Source organism: Pseudohaliea rubra DSM 19751 (assembly GCF_000764025.1).
Lineage (GTDB): Bacteria > Pseudomonadota > Gammaproteobacteria > Pseudomonadales > Halieaceae > Pseudohaliea > Pseudohaliea rubra.
In genome coordinates, this window is sequence record NZ_KN234745.1 from 202,446 (window position 1) to 222,795 (window position 20,350).

Below are 20,350 nucleotides of genomic sequence, written 5' to 3' on the forward strand. Positions count from 1 at the left end.
CGTGTTCTCCCTCAGGCCGCCAGCGCGTCCTGCAATGCGTCCAGGTCAGCTGGCGCTTCGAGATACCAGCTTTCAAGGGTGCGGTCGATGCGACGGTTGAGGCCGCCGAGAACCTTGCCCGGCCCGCACTCAGCCACACGCTGTACACCGCTCGCTGCCATGGCGCGAATGCAATCGGTCCAGCGTACCGGGCTGGAGATCTGCTTGACCAACAGCGCGCGGATAACATCAGGATCGCTCGCCGTCCCGGCGTTGACATTATGCACAACCGGGATCGCCGGAGCCGCCACCGGCAGGTCCGCCAGGGCGTCGTGAAGGCGCTCGCCGGCGGGAACCATCAGGGTGGTATGAAAGGGTGCGCTCACCGGCAGGGACACAGCCCGGCGCGCTCCGGCTCCCTTCAGCGCCACGACCGCCGAGTCCAGGGCGGCCCGCCCGCCGGCGATCACGACCTGCCCCGGCGCATTGTAGTTGACGGCCTCTACAATGCCGCTGCCGGCAGCGGTCACCTCAGCACAGATGCGCTCAATCACTGCATCATCAAGCCCGAGCACTGCGGCCATAGCGCCCTCGCCTACCGGCACCGCCGTCTGCATGGCCTCACCACGCAGGCGCACAAGGCGCACAGCATCATCAAACGCAAAGCTGCCGGCACAGGTGAGCGCAGAGAATTCACCGAGGCTATGCCCTGCCATCATCGCCGGCGGGGCGCCGCCGGCCGCCTGCCAGGCGCGCCACAGCGCCACGCTGCAGGTGAGCAGCACGGGCTGGGTAATAGCAGTGAGATTGAGCGCGTCCTGATCATCGCCACTGACGAGGCCCCAGACATCATAGCCAAGGGCATCGGAGGCTTCCTGGAAGGTCTCACGCACGCACTCGAATCGAGCATGTGCGTCGCAGAGCATCCCTGTCCGCTGCGATCCCTGGCCGGGAAAGACGAACGCGAGGGTGCTGTCGGTCATCGGTGCGCTCCTGGGGGCGGGCCCATGCATCGGTGGCCGGCGCCCCGGGGACGCCGTCGCCGGCAGCAGCCGGCGCGGGTTGGGTCAGTCGTCGTTCCGGGTCTCGACGACCTTCTTGCCACGGTAGAAACCGTCAGCCGTCACGTGGTGACGACGATGGGTTTCGCCGGATACCGGATCCACCGACAGGGTGTTGCCACCGAGGGCGTCGTGGGAGCGGCGCATGCCGCGACGCGAACGGGTCTTCTTGTTCTGCTGAACAGCCATGGTGCTACTCTCCTGAATCCCGGTCCCGCTTCAATGTCGCCAGGACCTCAAATGGGTTGTCTCTCGCCGGCGCCTCCGCCGGTGCCTCCTGCTGCACCCCGTCCGGGGCCAGCCTGTCGATGCAGGCCGGATCGCTGTGATAGGAGAAAGGCGGCAGAGCCAGCACCAGCTCCTCCTCCACCAACTCCCAGAGATCCACCTCCTCGTCGCTGGTCAGCACCGGTTCCAGCTGTGCCGGCAACTGCCGGGCCTGCTCGTCGGTGTACACCGCGGCCAGCTCGCTCCGCGGTGCCAGCACTTCGTCAACCGTTTCCAGGCAACGCTGGCACTCAACCGGCAGCACTGCGTCGACGGCAAGGCTGGCCAGGAAGCGTCCTTCATCGTCGCGGTGAAAATCGATAGCTACCGCGATCGTACCCCGCGTCCCCGCGAGCAGCGGCAACAGACGCGGCAGATCCGCGGGCCGCAGGCTTCCGCTGACGCGCACCTCCCGGGACGCCGCCCTGCGAAAATCGAGCGCTCGCGGGAGGGGGCCAGTCGACATAGGCGCGCACTATAGGGCCGGCCCCCGGCGTTGTCAAAAAAATCTTTACAGAACAATGGCTTCAACAATGCGAGGACGGAGCCGCCCCGGTAGGCGCTGGCCGCAATCGACTGCGTAAAAATAATATTTATTTTTTTTTCATGGTGTTACGAAGCTTTTCGAGAAAGTCTTCCAAGTCTGGATCGAGCGGCGCCACAAGGTCATAAGCCCGCAGTGGATCGCCGAGAGAAAAGCACAGCCGCCAGGCGTGCAGGAAAAGACGCTCAAGCCCGCCCTGTTCGGCCAGGGTGGCTTCCCGTTCCCCCTGGTACTTCACGTCACCTACCAGGGGGTGGCCAGCGTGCAAGGCGTGTACGCGGATCTGGTGCGTGCGCCCGGTGACGGGCCGCGCCTCCACGAGCGTGGCCGTCGGAAAGCGCTCCACCACCCGAAAACGCGTGAGGGAGCGACGGCCTGCGGCCGAGGCCCGCACCACCCGCTCCCCGGAGGCCCGGGCCTGCTTCTCGAGCGGGGCGTCGACTTCATGCAAGCCGCGTGGCCAGCGGCCTGCCACCAACGCCAGGTAGACCTTCTCCACACCGTCGCCGCGCAGCTTCTCGTGCAGTGCCTTGAGCGCCCTTGGCCGCCGGGCTACGAGAATAAGACCGGAGGTATCGCGATCGAGGCGGTGTACAAGTTCCAGATCCCGGTCCTCGGGTCTGAGCTGGCGTAGACATTCAATCAGGCCCAGGTTCACTCCACTGCCCCCGTGCACGGCCAGCCCCGAAGGCTTGTTGATGACCAGAAGATTCTCGTCCTCAAGGACAACACGGCCGGCGAGGCGCTCAGCCCAGTGCCAGGGTACCGGTGGCGGCTTGCGCCTTGCGGGTTGGTGCAGCGGCGGCAGGCGCACGCTGTCGCCCTCGGTCAACCGCTGCCCGGGCTTGGCGCGTCCCCTGTTGACGCGGACCTCGCCCTTGCGAAGCGCCTTGTAAAGACGGGTTTTGGGAACGCCCGGCAGCTCCCGGAGCAGAAAGTTGTCGAGGCGCTGCCCCTCACTGCGGGCCGTCACAATAAGAAAGCGTACGCCACTGCGCTCCGCGGGGAGATTCCTGTCGGCATCGCGGCCGGCGTACTGCTCACCCATGGTGCGCCCGTTCTTTCCTCTTATATTTGAGTAGCGTAGGAATAGTTGCTATGCTGCGCCCGGTGCGAAGCCCGGCTACTGTAAACACCCTGTGCCGGGCTGGCAAATCGACGCCGCTGTAACCCGCCAAGGCCGGGATCGCGGCAGCCGACGCACGCCAGGACCCGGTGCAGGAGGCACGGGCAGCGGCGCGAGACCAAGAGCCGGCGACGCCTTTGCTCTATAGTGCAGTTTCTGCAGTACAGACAAAGCCCCGCCAGAGCCGCGCGCAACGCCACCCAGGAACATGACACCAGCCCCCTGCCCCCGGGAAAACCGATATAGCAAGGTTATCCGGAAAGCAGACAGGACAGCATCGCCCGGCGCCCACAGGCTGCCGGGCTCGATCACCGGGTGGTGGTCCCCGGCCAGCGGCACGCCGCCGCGCCGGCGCATGTCATTCACTTGTGCAAGCAGGAGTATCCGAAGCGTCGTGTTCCCCTGGGCCCTACCCGGGTAAACGAAACGCCAGCAGCGCGGTCCCACCGCGCGTGGGTCACGCACAGGTGCCTTTCCGGCGAACCTTTCACAAGGTGAGTCGCAGCATGAAGAAAATGCTTATCAACGCCACGCAGCCAGAAGAGCTGCGCGTGGCCCTCGTGGACGGGCAGCGCCTGTACGATCTTGACATCGAGAACCGCACCCGTCTGCAGAAAAAAGCCAACATCTACGTCGGCAAGATCACCCGCGTGGAACCCAGCCTCGAAGCCGCTTTCGTGGACTTCGGCGCCGACCGCCACGGCTTCCTCCCCCTCAAGGAAATTGCCCGCGAGTACTTTTATCGCAAGCCTGCCGACGCAGACGGCAAGACGAAGATCAAGGACGTGGTCAAGGAAGGCACCAAGATCATCGTCCAGGTCGACAAGGAAGAGCGCGGCACGAAAGGCGCCGCGCTCACGACCTTTATCAGCCTCGCCGGGCGCTACATGGTGCTCATGCCGAACAACCCCCGGGCCGGCGGCATCTCCCGTCGCATTGAGGGTGACGATCGCGCAGAGCTGCGCGAAGCATTAAGCGTTCTCGATATCCCCGACGGCATGGGCGTGATCATCCGCACTGCCGGCGTCGGCCGAAGCGCCGAAGAACTGCAATGGGACCTGGCCTACCTGCTCCAGCTCTGGGAGTCGATCAGTACCGCAGGCCAGGAGAACGCCAAACCGGTGCTGCTTTACCAGGAAAGCAACGTCATCATTCGCGCCGTGCGCGACTACCTTCGGGACGATGTCGACCAGGTGCTCATCGACTCTCCGGAGGCCTTCCGCCAGGCCACGGACTTTGTCGGCATGGTCATGCCGAAGTACCTGAACCGCATCAAACTCTACGAGGACAGCACTCCTCTCTTTAACCGCTTTCAGATCGAAAGCCAGATCGAGACGGCTTTCCAGCGCGAAGTGCGCCTGCCCTCCGGCGGCTCCATCGTCATCGACCCGACGGAAGCCCTGGTGTCCATCGATATCAACTCGGCGCGGGCCACCAAAGGCGCGAACATCGAGGACACAGCGCTGCAGACCAATCTCGAAGCGGCCGACGAGATAGCCCGCCAGCTGCGCCTGCGGGACATGGGCGGATTGATCGTTATTGACTTCATCGACATGTCTGCTGCGCGCAACCAGCGCCAGGTTGAGAATCGCATGCGCGACGCGCTCGAGCTGGACCGCGCCCGGGTGCAGGTGGGCCGCATCTCCCGCTTCGGCCTGCTGGAAATGTCGCGGCAGCGGCTGCGCCCATCGCTCGGCGAGACCAGTGCCATCGTCTGCCCGCGCTGCACCGGCCAGGGCGCTATCCGCGACACCAAGTCCCTTGCCCTGTCCATCCTCCGGCTCATGGAGGAAGAGGCCATCAAAGAGCGCAGCGCCGAAGTCCGCGCCATTGTGCCCGTCGATGTGGCCGCCTACCTGCTCAACGAGAAGCGAAACGCTCTCACCGATATCGAGCGTATCACCCGCGCCCGGGTCCTTGTGGTCCCCAACCCGAACCTGGAGACCCCGCACTTCGACGTGCAGCGCCTGCGTGACGACGAAGTGAACGGCGACCACGAAACCAGCTACAAAATTGACGTAGAGGTGCCGGAGGCAGATCAGATCAGCGATGCCCACAGCCCCGTGGCTGCCCCGCCGAAAGCTATTGTCGAGGCGCCGCGGCCCACGCAGCCCGCCCCGGTGAGCCGTGAAGCTGTCGAGGCGCAGACCCCCGCGGCGGAACCCGCGACGCCGCCCGCCGAAGCCAGGGCGGCGACGCCCGCTGCACCGCAGGCCGTACCGGCTGCTCCCCGGGAAGGCCTTCTGCGCCGCCTCGCCGTGACGCTCTTCGGCCCGGCTGAGCCTGTGGTGCCTGCGGAAACCGTACCCACCCCCGAACCGCCACCGACGGCCCGCAAGCCACGCGAGGATAACAGTGAAGAGCGCGAGGAGCGGAAGGAAGGTTCCAGTCGCCGTCGCCGTAAGCCGCGCCGGCCGCGGGAGGACGCGCCGAAGGAAGCAGTCGAAGCTGCCGGCGCTGAAACCCAGAGCGCTGACAATGTTGCCGACGACAGTTCCCAGACCGATCAGAGCAATGGCGAGCAGCGGTCGAGTAGCAGCCGCCGTCGGCGCCGGCGCAAGCCACGGCGCAGCGGCGACACGAGCGGCAACAGCCAGGCAGAGAGTCAGGCCGACAGCCGGTCGGACCACTACGAGACCGGTTACAACCCGGATGAGGACGACTCCCTTGAAGCTCAGGACAGTGACCTGGATCCCAAGGAAAGCGCCGAGCAGGGTCAGGACGACGCTGACCTGCGCCGTCGCCCGAGCGACATGAAGCGTGCCCGCCCCCAGCGCCGCCGCCGGGAGACGGAGGCCCTGGACCTGCCGGAGAACATCACCGGCGGAGACGGCGCCAATGTCGAACTGCCCAAGGCCATCGCCGACAAGGTTGCCAGAGACAGCGCAGCCGACACGGCCTCCGACGATGCGGCTACTACGGCGTCGTCCGAGACCGGCGTAGACCCGGAGCAGCCGGCAACCGGGCAGGAAGATGCACCCGCCCCGGTCGAAGACACACCACGGGCTGCCGCGGCTGACGCCACCTCCCCCACCGCGTGGACCGATGAGGAAACACCGGGCCCGACCGCGTCCATCGGTGATGAAGCTACGGGGGAAAGCACGAGCACGGCGCCCCTCGCCGAAACAGAAGAGGAGCCCATCCTCGAGCAGGCCCACCCGGAGCCTGTGCGCAGCCAGGCCGCTGCCAACGAGCAGCAGCCCGCGCAGGACGCGACCCCGACGCCCGCGAGGGGAACCGACGCCGGGAGCCGCGCGCCGAACGACCCTCGTATCGCACCGGCACCGGTCAACGAGCTGCGCATCGAGACGGCGCACATTACCCTGTTCAGTGACACGCCGGCGCCGGCCGTGGCGCCCCCGGCACGCAATGTACCGCGTGCCAGCAACGATCCCCGCGGCCCCCGCGGCAACAAAGACGCTGCAGGCCAGCAGGCCTGATACTAAAAGGCACTACCGGCGGTTGTTAGCCGCCGGCAGTGCCGTATAATCCCGTATTCACGGTGGGCTGGCTGAGTGGTCGAAAGCGGCGGTCTTGAAAACCGTTGAGGGGCAACCCTCCCGGGGTTCGAATCCCTGGCCCACCGCCATAACATGAGGAGAAACGGCACCTTCGCGGTGCCGTTTCCGTTTCCAGAAGCTTTCTAGAATGTAAGGCGCACACCCGCCTCAATGCTCTCCCCCGGCTGCGGTGCGTAATTCCGCAGGAAGGAGGTGCTGAGGCGGATTTCCTCGTCGCCGATATTCTTCAGCTTGAGGAAGGCCAGAAGCCGCGTATCACCGGCAAACTGTACGTTGTAGTCGATGCCGGCGTCCCAGCGGGTGTAACCGTCGGTCTCGGTCTCGAAATCGCCCGGGCTGTCCTGCTCCTCAGCGCTGAGAACGCTGACGTAGATGCCCAGATTGTCACTGCGCCAGGACAGCTCACTGCCAACGCGCAGCGGTGGCAGCCGAGGTACGTCGCCGGCATCGTCAAACTCGCCATTGACCATGTCACCGAAGACACCGAGCGTGAGGTCGCCGCCGCCCAGACTGGCCAGGTCCACGCTTGACTCGAACTCCACACCGTAGAAGTCCGCATCATCCTGCTCATAAACGAAGACCGGCGTCTCGCCTACAGCTCCCCCTGTGTTGAGCAGGAAGATGTAGTCGTTGAAGGTGTTGTAGAACACCGTCAGCTCCGCGAAAGAACGCTCCCCCTGCCAGGTGAGAGAGAGGTCTGCGTTAAGGGAGACTTCTTCATCGAGGTCGGGATCGCCGATCTCGATGATGCCCGTGGCTGCATGGGTGACCAGCTGCTGTTCCGCGTTATTCAAGTTGGAAAAGAGCTCCTCCGTAGACGGCGCCCGCGCCGAACGCGCCAGGGAGAGGCCGATGTTCCAATGCGGGCTGATCGTGTAGAGCGCCGTTCCCGACAGGCTGAAGCTGGTGAAATCCTCCTCGAACCCCGTGGCCGGATCGCGCTCCACGTAATCCGCACGCCCGCCAAGCTCGAACAGCCAGTCGGCCGTGTGGAAGTCCTGGACATAGAACAGGCCCCACTCGGAAGAGTCCGTTGCCGGCACGTAGGCCTCGTCACCGATCGCCTCGAACTCGTCGGCGCGCCACTGAAGGCCCAGGACACCGTGGTTCGCCCCTTCGCGGACGAGTTCCAGGCGGCCCTCGTAGGTCTGGCGATCGAACTGCGTACCGATCTCCATGCCTTCGAGTTCCACATGCTCGTAGTCCGTGTAGGTCAGGTAGGCCCGGGCCACATCAATCAGCCCGGGCATAAGGTCATGCATGTGCAGCTGCGCGTCGTAGCGCTCCTGCTTGAGGTCGATGCGGATGTTCTCATCTTCCTCACCGTGCGCGTGATCCTCGTGACCTTCCTCCTCGTGACCTTCCTCCTCGTGACCTTCCTCCTCGTGCTCGTCACCGTGCTCGTCGCCATGGTCGTGCTCGTGAGCCCCGGGCGGAATACCATAGTTGGTCTCGAAGCTGTTGTAGGCAAAACCGACGAAGTTGCGCTCCCCGAAATGGTAGCTGCCGCCGATGGTGAAGACGTCCGATTCACCGTCCGTGTTGGCGATGAAGCCATCGGAGTTCTCCAGTTCTTCCTCGTCGTGCTCCTCGTGGTCATGCTCTTCGTGATCGTGGTCAGCATGCTCAAGACCCAGGAGTTCCTCCTGCCGCTCCACGGCTGCCTCATCGATCGCCAGGCCGGGAATCTCCAGATCGTCGAACTCTCTGAAGGTGCCACTCAAATGGAAGGCGAAATTGCCTGTGCCTCCTTCGAGCTTGAGCACGCCGGTATCCATGTCCGCCGCCTCGTCGTAGCGATACTCCACGGCACCCTGCACGCCATCAATACGCTGGCCCGGAATCCGGTTGTCAAGGGTGTTGATCACGCCGCCGATGGCGCCGCCACCGTAGAGCAGCGTCGCCGGCCCGCGGAGTACCTCTACCGTTTCAGCCAGCATCGGTTCAATGCTGACAGCGTGGTCGGGGCTGAGGCTGGACACATCTGCCGCGGCGATGCCGTTGGTCAGATTGATCGTGCGGGGTCCGGCCTGGCCACGAATCACCGGCCTGCCGACGCCGGGGCCGAAGGACGAGTTGGAAATGCCCGGGCGATCGCCGAGAGTTTCACCGAGGCTGCTGGCGGTGAGGCGCCGTAGTTCGTCGCCGGTGAGGATGGTGACAGGCAGCGCGGTTTCCGCTGCCTTCTTGTGAATGGGCACTGTGACAAGCACGTGCTCGATCCGTGATTCCGGAATTTCTGCCATAGCCTGGCTGGCGGCGCCAACACAGACCGCAAGAAGAGTGCGCTTCATGACTTTCTCCTAATAGTAAACGAGGGTGTATGACTATCAGGAAAGGGCTGGCGGACCTCGCGCCTGGAGACGGTAAGGGGTGCTAAGGGGCGCCGCGACCAGCGGCTGGTCGGGGCTGGCTGGCTGCGGAATTAAGAGCGGAGCTGCGCCGGTGCCCGAAACGGCGGCGTCGCCATTGTAATGCTGGCACTGTGCGCAATCGACGATGGGATCGTCAGCCCCATGGAGGTGGCCGGCCAGTTCAACCTGCGCAGCAAGGAACACCAGCAGCATGGCGGCTGGCAGAGTCCCGAAGGTGCGAAGGGTCTGGCGAAGCTTGTGCATCAGGGCGTGAAGCTCAAACGGTTAGAGTAGGCAGCAGCGGCGGCGCCGGCGTGCGGCCCACGACGGCCGCAGATTGTTATGCGAATGAATCCCTTTTGCAACCGTCTCTTTCACTTCAGCGCTGCGGCGCCCTCGGTCAGCAGTTCATGTGGGGGCTGAAGTTCGAAGCGTTGCTAGCTAAAGGTGCTGACCGCAACACCACCCGGAGGCCCAGGCCCACTGGAAATTATAACCGCCCAGCCAGCCCGCCACATCCAGGGCCTCACCGACAACGTGTACGCCGGGCATTTTCTTCAGTTCAAAGGTTCTGGAGGAGACCTCGCTGGTTGCGATACCGCCCAGGGTAACCTCCGCGGTACGGTAGCCCTCGGTGCCATTCGGAAGGAACTCCCAGGCGTTCAGCCGTTCACCTACCGCCTGCAGTACAGCGCCTGGCACACTGCCGAGCCGCCCGTCCTCAAACCACATCATGCACAGCTGCTCGACAAGGCGTCGCGGCAACACACCCCTCAGCAGCGAGGAAAGCTGCTGCCGCGGATTGCGCTGCTGCGCATCGCGGAGCCACGCTGCAGCATCCCGGCCCGGCAGCAGATTTATCACCACGGGATCACCGTCCCGCCAGTATGATGAGACCTGTAACATCGCCGGCCCGCTGAGACCGCGGTGAGTAAACAGGATGTTCTCCAGGAAACTCATGCCGTTGACCGTGACAAGGGCCTCCAGGGAGATACCGGAAAGCGGCGCAAAGCGGGTCTTGTCGGCGGCTTTCCAGGTGAGTGGCACCAGGGCCGCCCGCGGCGGAACCACGTCCAGCGCCTGGCCCTGGGCGAAGCGAAAGGCAAGGTCGCTGGCGATTTTCGGCATCGACAGCCCACCGGAGGCAAGCACCACACGGGGCGCCTCATGGCGGTCAGACTCGGTTTCCACGGCATAGCCGCCCCCGGCGGCAGGCCGGATCGCGGTGACCCGTTGCCGGACGGCAATCTCAACGCCCGCCCATTCGCAGTGTTGCAGCAGCATAGCCACAATATCCCGGGCACTGTGATCGCAGAACAGCTGCCCGAGCTTTTTCTCGTGGTAGTCGATACCCGCCGCTTCCACCATGGCGATGAAGTCTTCAGGCGTGTAGCGCTTCATGGCAGAGATACAGAAGTGCGGATTGTCGGAGAGGAAGTGCTCGCGAGGGTCCGCGAGGCGATTGGTGAAATTGCAGCGCCCACCGCCGGAGACCAGGATCTTGAGCCCCACCTTGGGCCCTAGCTCCAGCACCTGCACGGAAAGGCCGCGGTAGCCGGCGCTGATGGCACACATCAGGCCGCTGGCGCCGCCGCCGACGACAATGACATCGGGCTGTTGCTTCATGGGCAGAGGAGGTATGGCAGAAAGGCCGAAAGTATACCCTGCCTCTTCGCCGTGATCAGGCAGCGGCTAGGAGACGCCCTCTGCCAGCAGTCGCTGCAGCGCCTCGTCCGGCTCTTCGCAGGCGGTCTGGCGCGCCTCGATTCCGTTGCGCTTCAGCCGCGCAACCAGGTTGTCGCACATACCCGTGGAAACCAGCGCGTCGATGGCCGTGAGCTCATGGGGTATACCCGGCGAGACCTCATGCAGCGTATCCGTCTTCGCCAGCTCGAGGAGCGCCTTACCCGTCACCCGGCCGTCCTCGACGTCATAGACCCAGAAGCGCCGGCAGCGTCCCGCGTGGGCTGTCACGGTACGGCGGTTCTGGCTGGTGATTGCAATCTTCATGAGGCTCAATCCTCGTGCTTCGCTCTGTGCATAGCGACCACGAACAGGCCGCGCAGTTCGTCGGGGCCGTAGCCGGTCGCCTTGTCGTCGGGATATTCCTGCTTGATCAGGGCAAGCGTTGCCGGGCTGATCTCTGAACCCGCCTTGCCGTGGCACTGCAGGCACATGCCGTTGGTGACGATCGGATAGTAGGCCACCACCTCGTCATCGCGCTCGCGCAGCGCAGGCGCAGGCTTCTCTCCAGCAGCGAGCGCTCCCTGGAGCTCACGAATGATAGCGAGCTCCTCCGCATCGGCCGCATTGGCCGGGTTGCGCGGCCGGTCGCTCACCCGACGGATAGACGCATCGAGCTTGGCCGACATCTCGGCCGCGATCGGCTGAGCCCGCGCCTTGCAGAACGTGACGGCATGCTCGGGACCGCCCTCCTTCAAGGCCTTCTTCAGGTTACTGCCGAGCTCGGTCTTGGTCTGCATGGCTACCTGCTGCCCGTAGCGAAGGTAGTCCTGCGTGGTAACGGGCCCCGCTCCCCTCGCTGCGTAGCGCGCCCGGTCGCGGGCATAGGACCAACCCGGCCTGTCCAGGGGCGTGTAATAAAGGTAATAAGCGACCGCATCGAGCGTGGCCTCGTCGAAGGACAGCTTCGGCATGAGACCGAAGCGGTTCACCGCACCGCGCATGCGGGCGTTGGTGGCGGACGGATCGTTGACGAAATTCACGAGGTCGCGGCGGAAGGCCTCGAAGGAACCATTGCCCATGAGGTAGCGGTGGCGGATAGCCGCCATGGGCGGGGCGATCCGGTCAGCCGGCGCCGCATCGGGGCTATGGCAGGTAAAGCAGGCGCTCTCGAGCGTCTGGAAGCCCGTGGCCATGGCGCTCTCGTCCAGCGTCTCTTCAGCGTTGGCGACAGCGACCCCGAGCGTTGCGGCGAGCGCTGTTGCCAGTAGCGCCCCCGGCACACGGCGGGTATTGAAGCAGTTCTGTCTTGTCATCGCGAACTCCAGTCAGGCGGGGGGAACTTTCCTCGCCGGTCAATAAGTGTTATTTGTTATAATAGTTTAATGTTCTAATGCAAGGCAAGCACGGGAAAGCCCGGGAGACTGAACGATGCGATTGACCAGCTACACAAATTACTCGCTGCGCATCCTCATGTACTGCGCGCTCCACCGGGACCGGCTCGTAACGATCCCGGAAGTGGCGGAGGCCTACGGCATCTCCCGGGCGCACTTGCTGAAATCGGCGCGGCACCTCGGCCAGCTGGGCTATCTGCGGACGGTCCGAGGGCGCAACGGCGGCATTGCACTCGCCCGCGCACCGGAGGCTATCCCGGTCGGCCAGGCGGTCCGCGACCTCGAAGACACCGGCGACTTCGTGGAGTGCTTCAATCCAGCGCGCAACCGGTGCCGTATCGCCGGCACCTGCAAACTCACGGGGTTGCTGCGGCGGGGCCTCGAAGGCTTCTACCGCGAGCTGAACGGCAGCACCCTCGCTGATCTCGTAACAGACGAGACCGCCCTTCGCGATCGACTGGCGCTGGCAGCCATAGCGTGAACCAACCGACCAGGGCCGGCGCAGAAGCCTGCCCGGAGACCAGATCAATCAGTTGACGATATCTTCGCGAAAAACGCCTGCGTTACCGGTGGAAACCTGCAGTGCCCGGATTTCGAGAACCCGTGCCTCGCCCTTCGCTGGAGGCAGCGTACCGGCGAAGCGACCTGTCTCACCGGTGAACGCCAGCGGGGCGCGGTGAAGGATCTCGCCCTCGCGATAAAGCAGCGCTTCCACCCGGTAGTCCCCGGCCCGCCAGGGGCCGTCGTCGGTGATCGTGCAGCCGCAGAGCATGGAGACATCAGCCTCGATGCTCAGCCCCGCCCGCGTGCTGTCGTAGCCGACAAGGTCCACCAGCAACCCGTTCAGGTGCAGCACCAGTGGATACGTGGAGCGGTCCTGACCGGGCAGGAGCCAGGTGGTCGTCGTCACCCGTTGCCGCCCCTGGGCCACCGCCTGAGGCCCCGTCACACTGACCTCGATGCGCCTGGGCTGCTCGAGGTCCAGGGTCAGTGCCAGACTGGCTGCATCGTCGCTAACGGCGGTAGCGCCGCGAGGCCGCGGCTCGCTCATGAGCGCCGCCGTGTCGCCCGTCCCCCCGGCCACGGCGCCGCCGCCGAGGAGCTCCCCCGTGTCCGCGTCGCGCACCGTCGCGTAGAGCCCGCCCACGCCCGTGCCGATGAATTTCGCGTCATCGGCGCGCACGAGGATGCGCAGCGGTGTGTCCTCGGCCCGCACCCCGGTCAGGGGAACGGCGCTGGCCAGCAACAGGATTACGAAAAGCGGGAGACGGCGGCGTCGATGCATGGCGGGTTCGCTCCGGTAGGATCAGAAAGCTCGGCAGTCTACCGGAATCCCGCGCGGTCGGCCTGCTTCCCTGGCCAGCACGATGCTATATCTGAAAAACCGATCTTTATTAACTTTTTTAACGGTTTCACCTTTTTCTGGCCTCGCCCTATGCTGGGTTCACTGCAACACAACAGGCCAAGGGAGAACGCCAATGACCGCCGCCGACGCAAACACCCTGAAACCCGTCGTCACCCATTTTTTCGACGAGCCGACCAATACTTTCAGCTACGTGGTCGAGGACCCGTCCAGCAGCGCCTGCGCCATCGTCGATTCCGTGCTCGACTTCGATTACGCCGCGGGGCGGATCGGCTACGCCGGCGCTGACCGCATCATCGCCTTTGTTCGCGAACGCGGGCTGACCGTGGAGTGGATCGTCGAGACCCACGTCCACGCCGACCATCTTTCCGCTGCGCCCTATCTGCAGGCTGCCCTGGGCGGCCGCACGGGCATCGGCGAACACATCGATGTCGTTCAGGAAACTTTCGGCAAGATTTTCAACGAGGGCACGGAATTCCAGCGCGACGGTTCGCAGTTCGACCGGCTGTTCAAGGACGGCGACCGCTACCGCATCGGTGCGCTGGAGGCAGAAGTGCTGCATACGCCCGGCCACACGCCGGCCTGCACCACCCACGTGATCGGCGATGCCGCCTTTGTCGGCGACACGATTTTCATGCCGGATGCCGGCTCCGCCCGCGCCGACTTCCCCGGCGGCGACGCGGCCACGCTGTACCGGTCCATCCGCAGGGTACTGAGCCTGCCCGGGGAGACCCGGCTCTTCATGTGCCACGACTACGCCCCCGGCGGCCGTGAGCTCAAGCACCTGAGCACCGTTGCCGAGCAGCGCGCGGAGAACATTCACGCCCGCGACGGCATCGACGAAGAGACCTTCACCCGCCTGCGCGAGGAGCGTGACCGCAGCCTGGCCATGCCGCGGCTCATCATTCCCTCGCTGCAGGTCAACATGAAAGCCGGCGAGCTGCCGAACGAGGACGACAACGGCACGCGCTACCTGCGCGTCCCCCTGAACACGCTGTAAGCCAGCGGCGCAAGCCGCCCCTTAACCCGCGCCCGCAGGCGCACACAACCCGAGCAAGGAGCAAGACCATGGAAGCAAGCAACGAAACGATCGGCCTCCCCCGCCTCAACGAGCCGGCGCCGGCCTTCAACGCCCCGACCACGGACGGGCCCCGCAGCCTCGACGATTACAAGGGCAAGTGGCTGGTGCTGTTCTCCCACCCCGCCGACTTCACCCCGGTGTGCACGACGGAGTTCATCGCCTTTGCCCGCCGCGCGGATGACTTCCGCCAGCGCGGCGCGGAACTCCTCGGCCTGTCCATCGACAGCACGCACTCGCACATCGCCTGGATGCGCAACATCGAGGAGAAGTTCGGGGTCGAGATCCCCTTCCCGATCATCGCGGACCTGAAGATGGATGTCGCCCGCGCCTACGGGATGATCCACCCCGGCGCCGCCGACACCTCCGCGGTGCGCGCGACGTTCATCATAGACCCCGAGGGGATCCTGCGCGCCATGGTCTACTACCCCATGAGCAACGGCCGCTCCATCGACGAGTTCCTGCGCCTCCTCGATGCGCTGAAGACCTCCGATGAGCACGGCGTCGCCACGCCGGAAAACTGGCAGCCGGGCGACAAGGTCATCGTGCCGCCGGCGAAGACGGCAGCGGAAGCCGCCGAGCGCATGGCGAGCGGTGAGTACGAGTGCACGGACTTCTACTTCTGTCAGAAGAGCCTCTAAGCTTCGGCTCCGTTATCGCCCCGGCCCTGAGCCGGGGCTTTTTTTTGGTTCTTCGTAGCCTTCCGGGGGGCAGCTTTAGCTGGCCGGGCGCTGCTCGAGATTCATGCATCGCAGCATTCCGGGCCGGCTGCGGGAGGGTGCCGCCGGTCCCTCTACCATATAGGCTCGGCGCCCGTTCTCGTCCTGGAGCGAAAATACCAGGGCCTTGGCCTCCTCTGCTGCCGCGAAGTACCCTTCAGGGGCTCGCCGGCAATGTGGTGGACGCTGTTTTCGTCCGCAGCGTGAAGCATCGGTGCAAGGAGCGACAGAACAGGGGCAGCATGCGAACCATGGCACGATACCTCGCCGCGACTGATCACGCCGTGAACACGAGCCGGCGCAGCGCCGGGCGGCCACCGAAAGCACCGGTGGTAGAAAGCTGATGGCAACGCTCGACTGGTGGGTCATCGGCTCCTACCTCGCTGGCATGCTGCTCCTTGCCCTCGGTCTCGGTCGGCACCAGCATTCCCGGGAGGACTATTATCTGGCGGGCCGCGGCCTGCCGAACTGGGCCTTGGCTACATCGATCATTGCCACTCAGTGCTCTACCAACAGCCTGCTCGGCGCGCCCGCCTTCGTCGGCTTTGCCGCGGCCGGCGGGCTGCTCTGGCTGCAGTACGAACTCGCGGTGCCGCTGGCGATGCTTGCGCTCTGCTTCCTGTTTGCGCCGGTCCACGCGAGCGGTGTGATCTCGATCTATGCGTTTCTGGAAAAGCGCCTCGGGCCGGCGGCCCGTCTGCTGGCCAGCGGCTGCTTCCTCGTTTTCCGGGGGGTCGCCACCGGGGTCACGGTCTACGGCGTCGCCTCGGTACTGGGGCTTATCACGGAGCTCAGCTACCCCGTGGCCGTTTGCCTGCTCATGGGTATCACGATCGCCTACGACGTGCTCGGCGGCATGCGCGCGGTGGTCATCTCCGACATGATGCAGATGGTCCTGCTGGTGGCGGCCGTGCTGTTTGCCCTCGCCTGGCTGGCCGAGCCGCTGCTCGCGGACCTCGACGGACTTGCGCCCCGGCTCGGGCCCCTGGTGAACGACTGGGGGCTGACCACGGGCAACGACTACGGCTTTTGGCCGATGCTCTTCGGTGGCTTTTTCCTCTATGTGGCCTACTACGGCTGTGACCAGAGCCAGGCGCAACGGCTGCTGGCAGCGCGGGACCGGCAGGGCCTCGAACGGGTGCTGGTCCTGAATGGCCTGCTCCGCTTTCCCCTGGTGCTCGCCTACTGCCTTCTCGGCCTGGGTCTGGCAGCCTATGCGACGCGGCAGCCGGAATTTCTGGCATCCCTGCCGCGCACGGCGGACGGCAGCGCCAACATCAACCTTGTCTTTCCGGCCTTCGTCTCCCGGGAGTTCGCTCCGGGCTTCGCCGGCCTCGCCATCGTCGGTCTGTTCGCGGCCGCCATGTCCTCTATCGACTCGGCGCTCAACAGCCTCTCTGCAGCCACGCTGGAGGACTTTATCGACCGGGGCCGGTTGCGCAGCGAAGAGCAGCTGTTCCGCCTCTCGCGCCTCGTGACCCTCGCCTGGGGAGCGGCGGCCGTGGGTTTTTCCTTCACCGTGGAGCGTATCGCTCCCACCGTGCTCGAGGCCATCAACAAGGTGGGCTCCATGGCCAACGGGCCGCTCCTGGCGCTGTTCCTACTGGCGCTCCTTGTCTCCGGGGCGCGGGGCCTGCCGGCACTGGGCGGATTCCTTGTGGGTATCGGCGGTAATATCATTATCGCGCTGACGCTGCCCGGGGTCTCCTGGCTTTGGTGGAATGTCTCCGGCCTGCTGCTGGCGCTGGCTGCGGCCCTGGTGCTCACCGCAGTGCAGGGACACCCGCTGAACCTGCAGGCTCTTCGCCTGCCGGGGCGGCGCAGCCTCCGCTGGCTCGGCGCCGGCACAGCGTCGATCATCGCCGTCCTGGGCGCTGTCCAGGTGCTGTCCCGGGGGCTCGGTTGACAGGTCCGATGCCTCTTGCAAAGCGCCCCACAGCCCCCATACTGTAGGACAGTGTCGGGGAACCATTAGTGGTGGCCCCGGTCTTACTTCAGCACGTGTTCCGACGGAGTTAACGATGGAGAACAGAAGCCTTTATAACGTTGCCAGCAGCGGCATGGAGCAGGCGGCCAGCACCAATAAGGTGCTTCGCAATACCTACATGCTGCTGGGAATGACCCTGCTCTTCAGCGCTGGCACGGCGGGCGTGTCCATGGCCCTGGGCCTCGGCCACGGCGCCGCGCTGGTGCTGACGCTCGTCGGCTTCGGATTATTATTCGTGGTCAACCGCCTCGCCGACACGGCGAAAGGCCTGCCGGCGATCTTCGCCTTTACCGGTGTCATGGGCGCTTCCCTGGGGCCGCTCCTCAGCTACTACCTGTCGATGCCCGGCGGCTCAACGCTGGTACTGCAGGCACTCGGCGGCACCGCCGTGGTGTTCTTCGCTTTGTCGGCCTATGCGCTGACCACCCGCAAGGACTTCTCCTTCCTGGGCGGTTTCCTCATGGTCGGCCTGCTGGTCGCCGTGGTGGCGATGATCGCCAATATTTTCCTGGCGATCCCGGCCCTGTCACTCACGATCTCCTCGGCTGTGGTGTTCATCATGTCGGGCCTGATCCTTTATGACACCAGCCGCATCATCCACGGCGGCGAGACCAACTACATCCGCGCCACGGTGGGCCTGTATCTGAACATCTACAACCTGTTCATCCACCTGCTGAGCCTGCTCACGGCGCTCGGCGGCGACGATTGACGGGGCCCCGCGCCGCCCCGGAAACCCCGGCCCTGCCGGGGTTTTTTGTTTATACTCCATCCCCATGCGTTACGCCCTCCTCGTGCTCGCCCCGCCCCAGGCCAGCGCCGTGCACCGCGCCGCCATCGCTCTCTGCGAAGCCGCCATCGCGGCGGGGCACGCGCTGCCCCGGGTTTTCTTCTCCGACGCGGGGACGCAGGTGGCCCTCGACAGCACTGTACCCCCCGGCGACGAGCCGTCCGCCCGGGAGGGATGGCAGGCCCTGGCCCGCAACCACGGCGTTGAGCTCATCGCCTGTATCGGCTCGGCCGTGCGCCATGGGGTGCTCGATGCGGACGAGGCCGCCCGCTTCGAGCGCCCGGCCGCCACCCTGGCGGAGGGCTTTACCCTTGGCGGACTCGGTCTGCTGGTCGAGGCCACCGCAGCCGCTGACCGGGCCCTGACCTTCGGCGGCGGTGCGCCGTGAAGGCGACACTGCTGCTCATGAACCGGGCGCCCTACGCCGGTACCCTCGCGCGGGCGGGGCTGGATGCCGCCCTCGCCTACGCCGCCTTCGACCAGTCGGTGAGCGTGCTCTTCGCCGGTCCCGGCGTCCTGCAGCTGGCGCCGGCACAGGAGCCGGCAGCCATCGGCCGCAAAAGCCTGCGCCGGTTGATCGACTCCATGCCGCTCTACGACCTCGAGGCGGTCTATGCCGACAGCGAAGCGCTTGACCGCCACGGCCTGGCAGAGGATGACCTGCCCGCCTTCGTCACCGTGCTCGATCCCGCGGCCCAGCGCGAGCTGCAGGACCGGCACGAACACCTGCTGGCTTTCTGATGGCGCTGCACACGGTCAACCTGCTCCCCGGCGCCCGGGCCGCCGAGACTGTCCTGGCCCAGCTCCGGGAAGGTGACGCGGTTCTGTTCCACGGCGATGGAGCCTGGCACGTCGCCGCTCCCGGCCTGACGGCCTGGGCGGAAAGCGGGGCCACGCTCCACGTACTGGCTGCCGACCTAGCCGCCTGCGGACTCACGGAGCGCTGCGACTCGCGCGTCGCGGTGGCCGACGCCGCCGGCTTCCTCGCCCTGACCGAGCAGCACACCGCCCAGCGGGCCTGGTTCTGACCCGCTCATGGCCCTGCCTCCGCTGGACAAGGACGGCTTCCTCCGCGACAGCGGCGACTGGGACCGCGACGTCGCCGCGGCGCTCGCCGTCGAGGAGGGTATCGCCCTGGGCGATGCCCACTGGGAGGTGCTCGAACTTCTACGGCGTTATTACGCCACCTTCGACAGCTCGCCGGCCATGCGGGCGCTGGTGAAGTATTGCCGGCAGGAGCTCGGCCCCGACAAGGGCACGAGCCTCTACCTTCTCAAGCTCTTCCCCGGTTCGCCGGCGAAGGTCAGCGCCCGCCTCGCCGGCCTGCCCCGGCCGGCGAACTGCCTGTGAGCCTGCCCCGCTTCCAGCCCGCGCGCTACGACGCCCTGCTCGCTGACAAGGTCGCCCGTGTGAGCGCCCTCCTGGCGCCCTTCGACCCGCCGGCAGTCACGGTCGCGCCCTCGCCGCCGGAAGCCTTCCGCATGCGTGCTGAATTCCGTTTCTGGCACGCGGGCGACGACAGCTTCTATGCCATGTTCGATCCGGCCGCACCGAAGGAACCGCTGCGCGTCGACGACTTTCCCATTGCCTGCATCCCGATCCGCGAGCGCATGGAGCCGCTGCGCCGGGCGCTCCGCGACCACGACCACCTGCGACGCAAGCTGTTCCAGGTGGAGTTTCTGGCGACAACCACGGGCGAGGTCCTGGTCACCCTGGCTTATCACCGGCGCCTTGACGAGGTCTGGGAAGCGGCGGCGACCGCACTGGCAGAAGCGCTCGATCTGGCCATCGTCGGGCGCAGCCGCGGCCAGAAAGTAGTCATCGGCCGCGACTGGGTCACGGAGGTGCTGACCGTGAACGGCCGTCCCTGCCGCTACCGGCAGCGCGAGCAGGCCTTTACGCAGCCGAACGCCGCCGTCAATGAGGCCATGCTCGAGTGGGCCTGTGCGGCCGCCGCGGAGCTGCCTGGCGACCTCCTCGAGCTCTACTGCGGCAACGGCAATTTCACCGTGCCGCTGGCCCGCTATTTCCCGCGCGTGCTCGCCACGGAGCTGTCCAAGGTGTCGGTGCGCGACGCCCGGCACAACCTCGCCGACAATGGCATCGACAACGCCGCCGTGGTGCGCCTGTCGGCCGAGGAGATGAGCAGCGCCCTGCGCGGCGAACGCCCTTTCCGCCGCCTCGCCGAGCTGCCGGTCGCGCTGGAAGAGCACGACCTGCGCACCGCCTTCGTGGACCCGCCGCGAGCCGGCCTGGACCCGGCGACGCTCGCGAGCTTGCGCCGCTTCGACCACCTGCTCTACGTTTCCTGCAACCCCCTCACGCTGGCGGAGAATCTCGCCGCGCTGCACGGCGACTACCGCATCACCCGTTTTGGGCTCTTCGACCAGTTCCCCTACACTGAGCACATGGAGTGCGCTGTTGCCCTGGGGCGACGCTGACCCATCTGCCGTTACTCCTGCGCGAAGCACGGCGCACACCACAGTA

The 20,350-nt window shown here is 65.7% G+C and carries 21 protein-coding genes and 1 tRNA gene; 13 read left to right on the plus strand and 9 right to left on the minus strand.

Annotated elements, in window-relative coordinates; translation table 11 throughout:
- Nucleotides 1-11: 11 nt before the first annotated feature.
- From fabD to HRUBRA_RS00965, 4 genes are all read right to left on the minus strand, one after another.
- Complete coding sequence (gene fabD, locus HRUBRA_RS00950; RefSeq protein WP_035513566.1) at nt 12-962, minus strand: ACP S-malonyltransferase; 951 nt, start codon at nt 960-962, stop codon at nt 12-14.
- Nucleotides 963-1,046: 84 nt separating this feature from the next.
- Complete coding sequence (gene rpmF, locus HRUBRA_RS00955; protein ID WP_035513567.1) at nt 1,047-1,229, minus strand: 50S ribosomal protein L32; 183 nt, start codon at nt 1,227-1,229, stop codon at nt 1,047-1,049.
- A 4-nt stretch (nt 1,230-1,233) separates the two neighbouring features.
- Nucleotides 1,234-1,716 (minus strand): YceD family protein, encoded by a 483-nt coding sequence (locus HRUBRA_RS00960; RefSeq protein ID WP_052094235.1) that lies wholly within the window; start codon nt 1,714-1,716, stop codon nt 1,234-1,236.
- A gap of 184 nt (nt 1,717-1,900) precedes the next feature.
- Nucleotides 1,901-2,899 (minus strand): RluA family pseudouridine synthase, encoded by a 999-nt coding sequence (locus HRUBRA_RS00965; RefSeq protein ID WP_052094236.1) that lies wholly within the window; start codon nt 2,897-2,899, stop codon nt 1,901-1,903.
- 584 nt (nt 2,900-3,483) lie between these two features.
- Here HRUBRA_RS00965 and rne point away from each other — a divergent pair.
- Together rne and HRUBRA_RS00975 are read left to right on the plus strand one after the other, a co-directional pair.
- On the plus strand, nt 3,484-6,417 hold the full coding sequence (gene rne / locus HRUBRA_RS00970; protein ID WP_035513569.1) for a ribonuclease E: 2,934 nt from the start codon (nt 3,484-3,486) through the stop codon (nt 6,415-6,417).
- 61 nt (nt 6,418-6,478) lie between these two features.
- Nucleotides 6,479-6,566: transfer RNA gene (locus tag HRUBRA_RS00975), tRNA-Ser, on the plus strand.
- A 54-nt stretch (nt 6,567-6,620) separates the two neighbouring features.
- Here HRUBRA_RS00975 and HRUBRA_RS00980 read toward each other — a convergent pair.
- Nucleotides 6,621-8,792, minus strand: a complete 2,172-nt coding sequence (locus HRUBRA_RS00980) for a TonB-dependent receptor (RefSeq protein WP_035513570.1) — start codon at nt 8,790-8,792, stop codon at nt 6,621-6,623.
- A gap of 180 nt (nt 8,793-8,972) precedes the next feature.
- On the opposite strand from HRUBRA_RS00980, the gene HRUBRA_RS15255 reads away from it, so the two are divergent.
- Nucleotides 8,973-9,146 (plus strand): hypothetical protein, encoded by a 174-nt coding sequence (locus HRUBRA_RS15255; protein WP_154664291.1) that lies wholly within the window; start codon nt 8,973-8,975, stop codon nt 9,144-9,146.
- A gap of 147 nt (nt 9,147-9,293) precedes the next feature.
- Here the strand turns inward: HRUBRA_RS15255 and HRUBRA_RS00985 are convergent, their stop codons facing one another.
- The 3 genes from HRUBRA_RS00985 to HRUBRA_RS00995 form a co-directional block, all read right to left on the minus strand.
- A complete protein-coding gene (locus tag HRUBRA_RS00985) occupies nt 9,294-10,478 on the minus strand; it encodes a BaiN/RdsA family NAD(P)/FAD-dependent oxidoreductase (protein WP_035513572.1) in 1,185 nt (394 codons plus the stop codon).
- Between the two features lie 66 nt (nt 10,479-10,544).
- Complete coding sequence (locus tag HRUBRA_RS00990; protein ID WP_035513574.1) at nt 10,545-10,862, minus strand: NifB/NifX family molybdenum-iron cluster-binding protein; 318 nt, start codon at nt 10,860-10,862, stop codon at nt 10,545-10,547.
- Nucleotides 10,863-10,867: 5 nt separating this feature from the next.
- On the minus strand, nt 10,868-11,851 hold the full coding sequence (locus HRUBRA_RS00995) for a Tll0287-like domain-containing protein (RefSeq protein ID WP_052094237.1): 984 nt from the start codon (nt 11,849-11,851) through the stop codon (nt 10,868-10,870).
- A 115-nt stretch (nt 11,852-11,966) separates the two neighbouring features.
- Between HRUBRA_RS00995 and HRUBRA_RS01000 the strand changes: the two genes are divergently transcribed.
- On the plus strand, nt 11,967-12,410 hold the full coding sequence (locus HRUBRA_RS01000) for an Rrf2 family transcriptional regulator (protein ID WP_035513576.1): 444 nt from the start codon (nt 11,967-11,969) through the stop codon (nt 12,408-12,410).
- A gap of 48 nt (nt 12,411-12,458) precedes the next feature.
- On the opposite strand, the gene HRUBRA_RS01005 is transcribed toward HRUBRA_RS01000, so the two are convergent.
- Nucleotides 12,459-13,214 carry a hypothetical protein gene (locus HRUBRA_RS01005; RefSeq protein WP_035513577.1) on the minus strand — a complete coding sequence of 252 codons (756 nt, stop codon included), beginning with the start codon at nt 13,212-13,214 and terminating at the stop codon, nt 12,459-12,461.
- A gap of 193 nt (nt 13,215-13,407) precedes the next feature.
- On the opposite strand from HRUBRA_RS01005, the gene HRUBRA_RS01010 reads away from it, so the two are divergent.
- From HRUBRA_RS01010 to trmA, 9 genes are all read left to right on the plus strand, one after another.
- Nucleotides 13,408-14,292, plus strand: coding sequence for an MBL fold metallo-hydrolase (locus HRUBRA_RS01010; protein ID WP_035513580.1), 885 nt, complete (start codon nt 13,408-13,410; stop codon nt 14,290-14,292).
- A 68-nt stretch (nt 14,293-14,360) separates the two neighbouring features.
- Complete coding sequence (locus HRUBRA_RS01015) at nt 14,361-15,011, plus strand: peroxiredoxin (RefSeq protein WP_035513581.1); 651 nt, start codon at nt 14,361-14,363, stop codon at nt 15,009-15,011.
- A gap of 421 nt (nt 15,012-15,432) precedes the next feature.
- Nucleotides 15,433-16,995: a sodium:solute symporter family transporter gene (locus HRUBRA_RS01020; protein WP_052094238.1), complete on the plus strand. Its 1,563-nt coding sequence runs from the start codon at nt 15,433-15,435 to the stop codon at nt 16,993-16,995.
- A gap of 115 nt (nt 16,996-17,110) precedes the next feature.
- Nucleotides 17,111-17,785: a Bax inhibitor-1/YccA family protein gene (locus tag HRUBRA_RS01025; RefSeq protein ID WP_035513583.1), complete on the plus strand. Its 675-nt coding sequence runs from the start codon at nt 17,111-17,113 to the stop codon at nt 17,783-17,785.
- A gap of 64 nt (nt 17,786-17,849) precedes the next feature.
- A complete protein-coding gene (gene tusD, locus HRUBRA_RS01030) occupies nt 17,850-18,251 on the plus strand; it encodes a sulfurtransferase complex subunit TusD (RefSeq protein ID WP_035513585.1) in 402 nt (133 codons plus the stop codon).
- Nucleotides 18,248-18,604, plus strand: a complete 357-nt coding sequence (gene tusC / locus HRUBRA_RS01035) for a sulfurtransferase complex subunit TusC (protein WP_052094239.1) — start codon at nt 18,248-18,250, stop codon at nt 18,602-18,604. Before tusD ends, tusC begins: the two co-directional genes overlap by 4 nt.
- A complete protein-coding gene (locus HRUBRA_RS01040) occupies nt 18,604-18,891 on the plus strand; it encodes a DsrH/TusB family sulfur relay protein (protein WP_035513587.1) in 288 nt (95 codons plus the stop codon). The genes tusC and HRUBRA_RS01040 overlap by 1 nt, the downstream gene beginning before the upstream one ends.
- A 7-nt stretch (nt 18,892-18,898) precedes the next feature.
- Nucleotides 18,899-19,213 (plus strand): TusE/DsrC/DsvC family sulfur relay protein, encoded by a 315-nt coding sequence (locus HRUBRA_RS01045; protein ID WP_035513589.1) that lies wholly within the window; start codon nt 18,899-18,901, stop codon nt 19,211-19,213.
- Entirely contained in the window at nt 19,210-20,304 is a 1,095-nt protein-coding gene (trmA, locus tag HRUBRA_RS01050) for a tRNA (uridine(54)-C5)-methyltransferase TrmA (protein ID WP_035513590.1), read from the plus strand. The genes HRUBRA_RS01045 and trmA overlap by 4 nt, the downstream gene beginning before the upstream one ends.
- Nucleotides 20,305-20,350 lie beyond the last annotated feature (46 nt).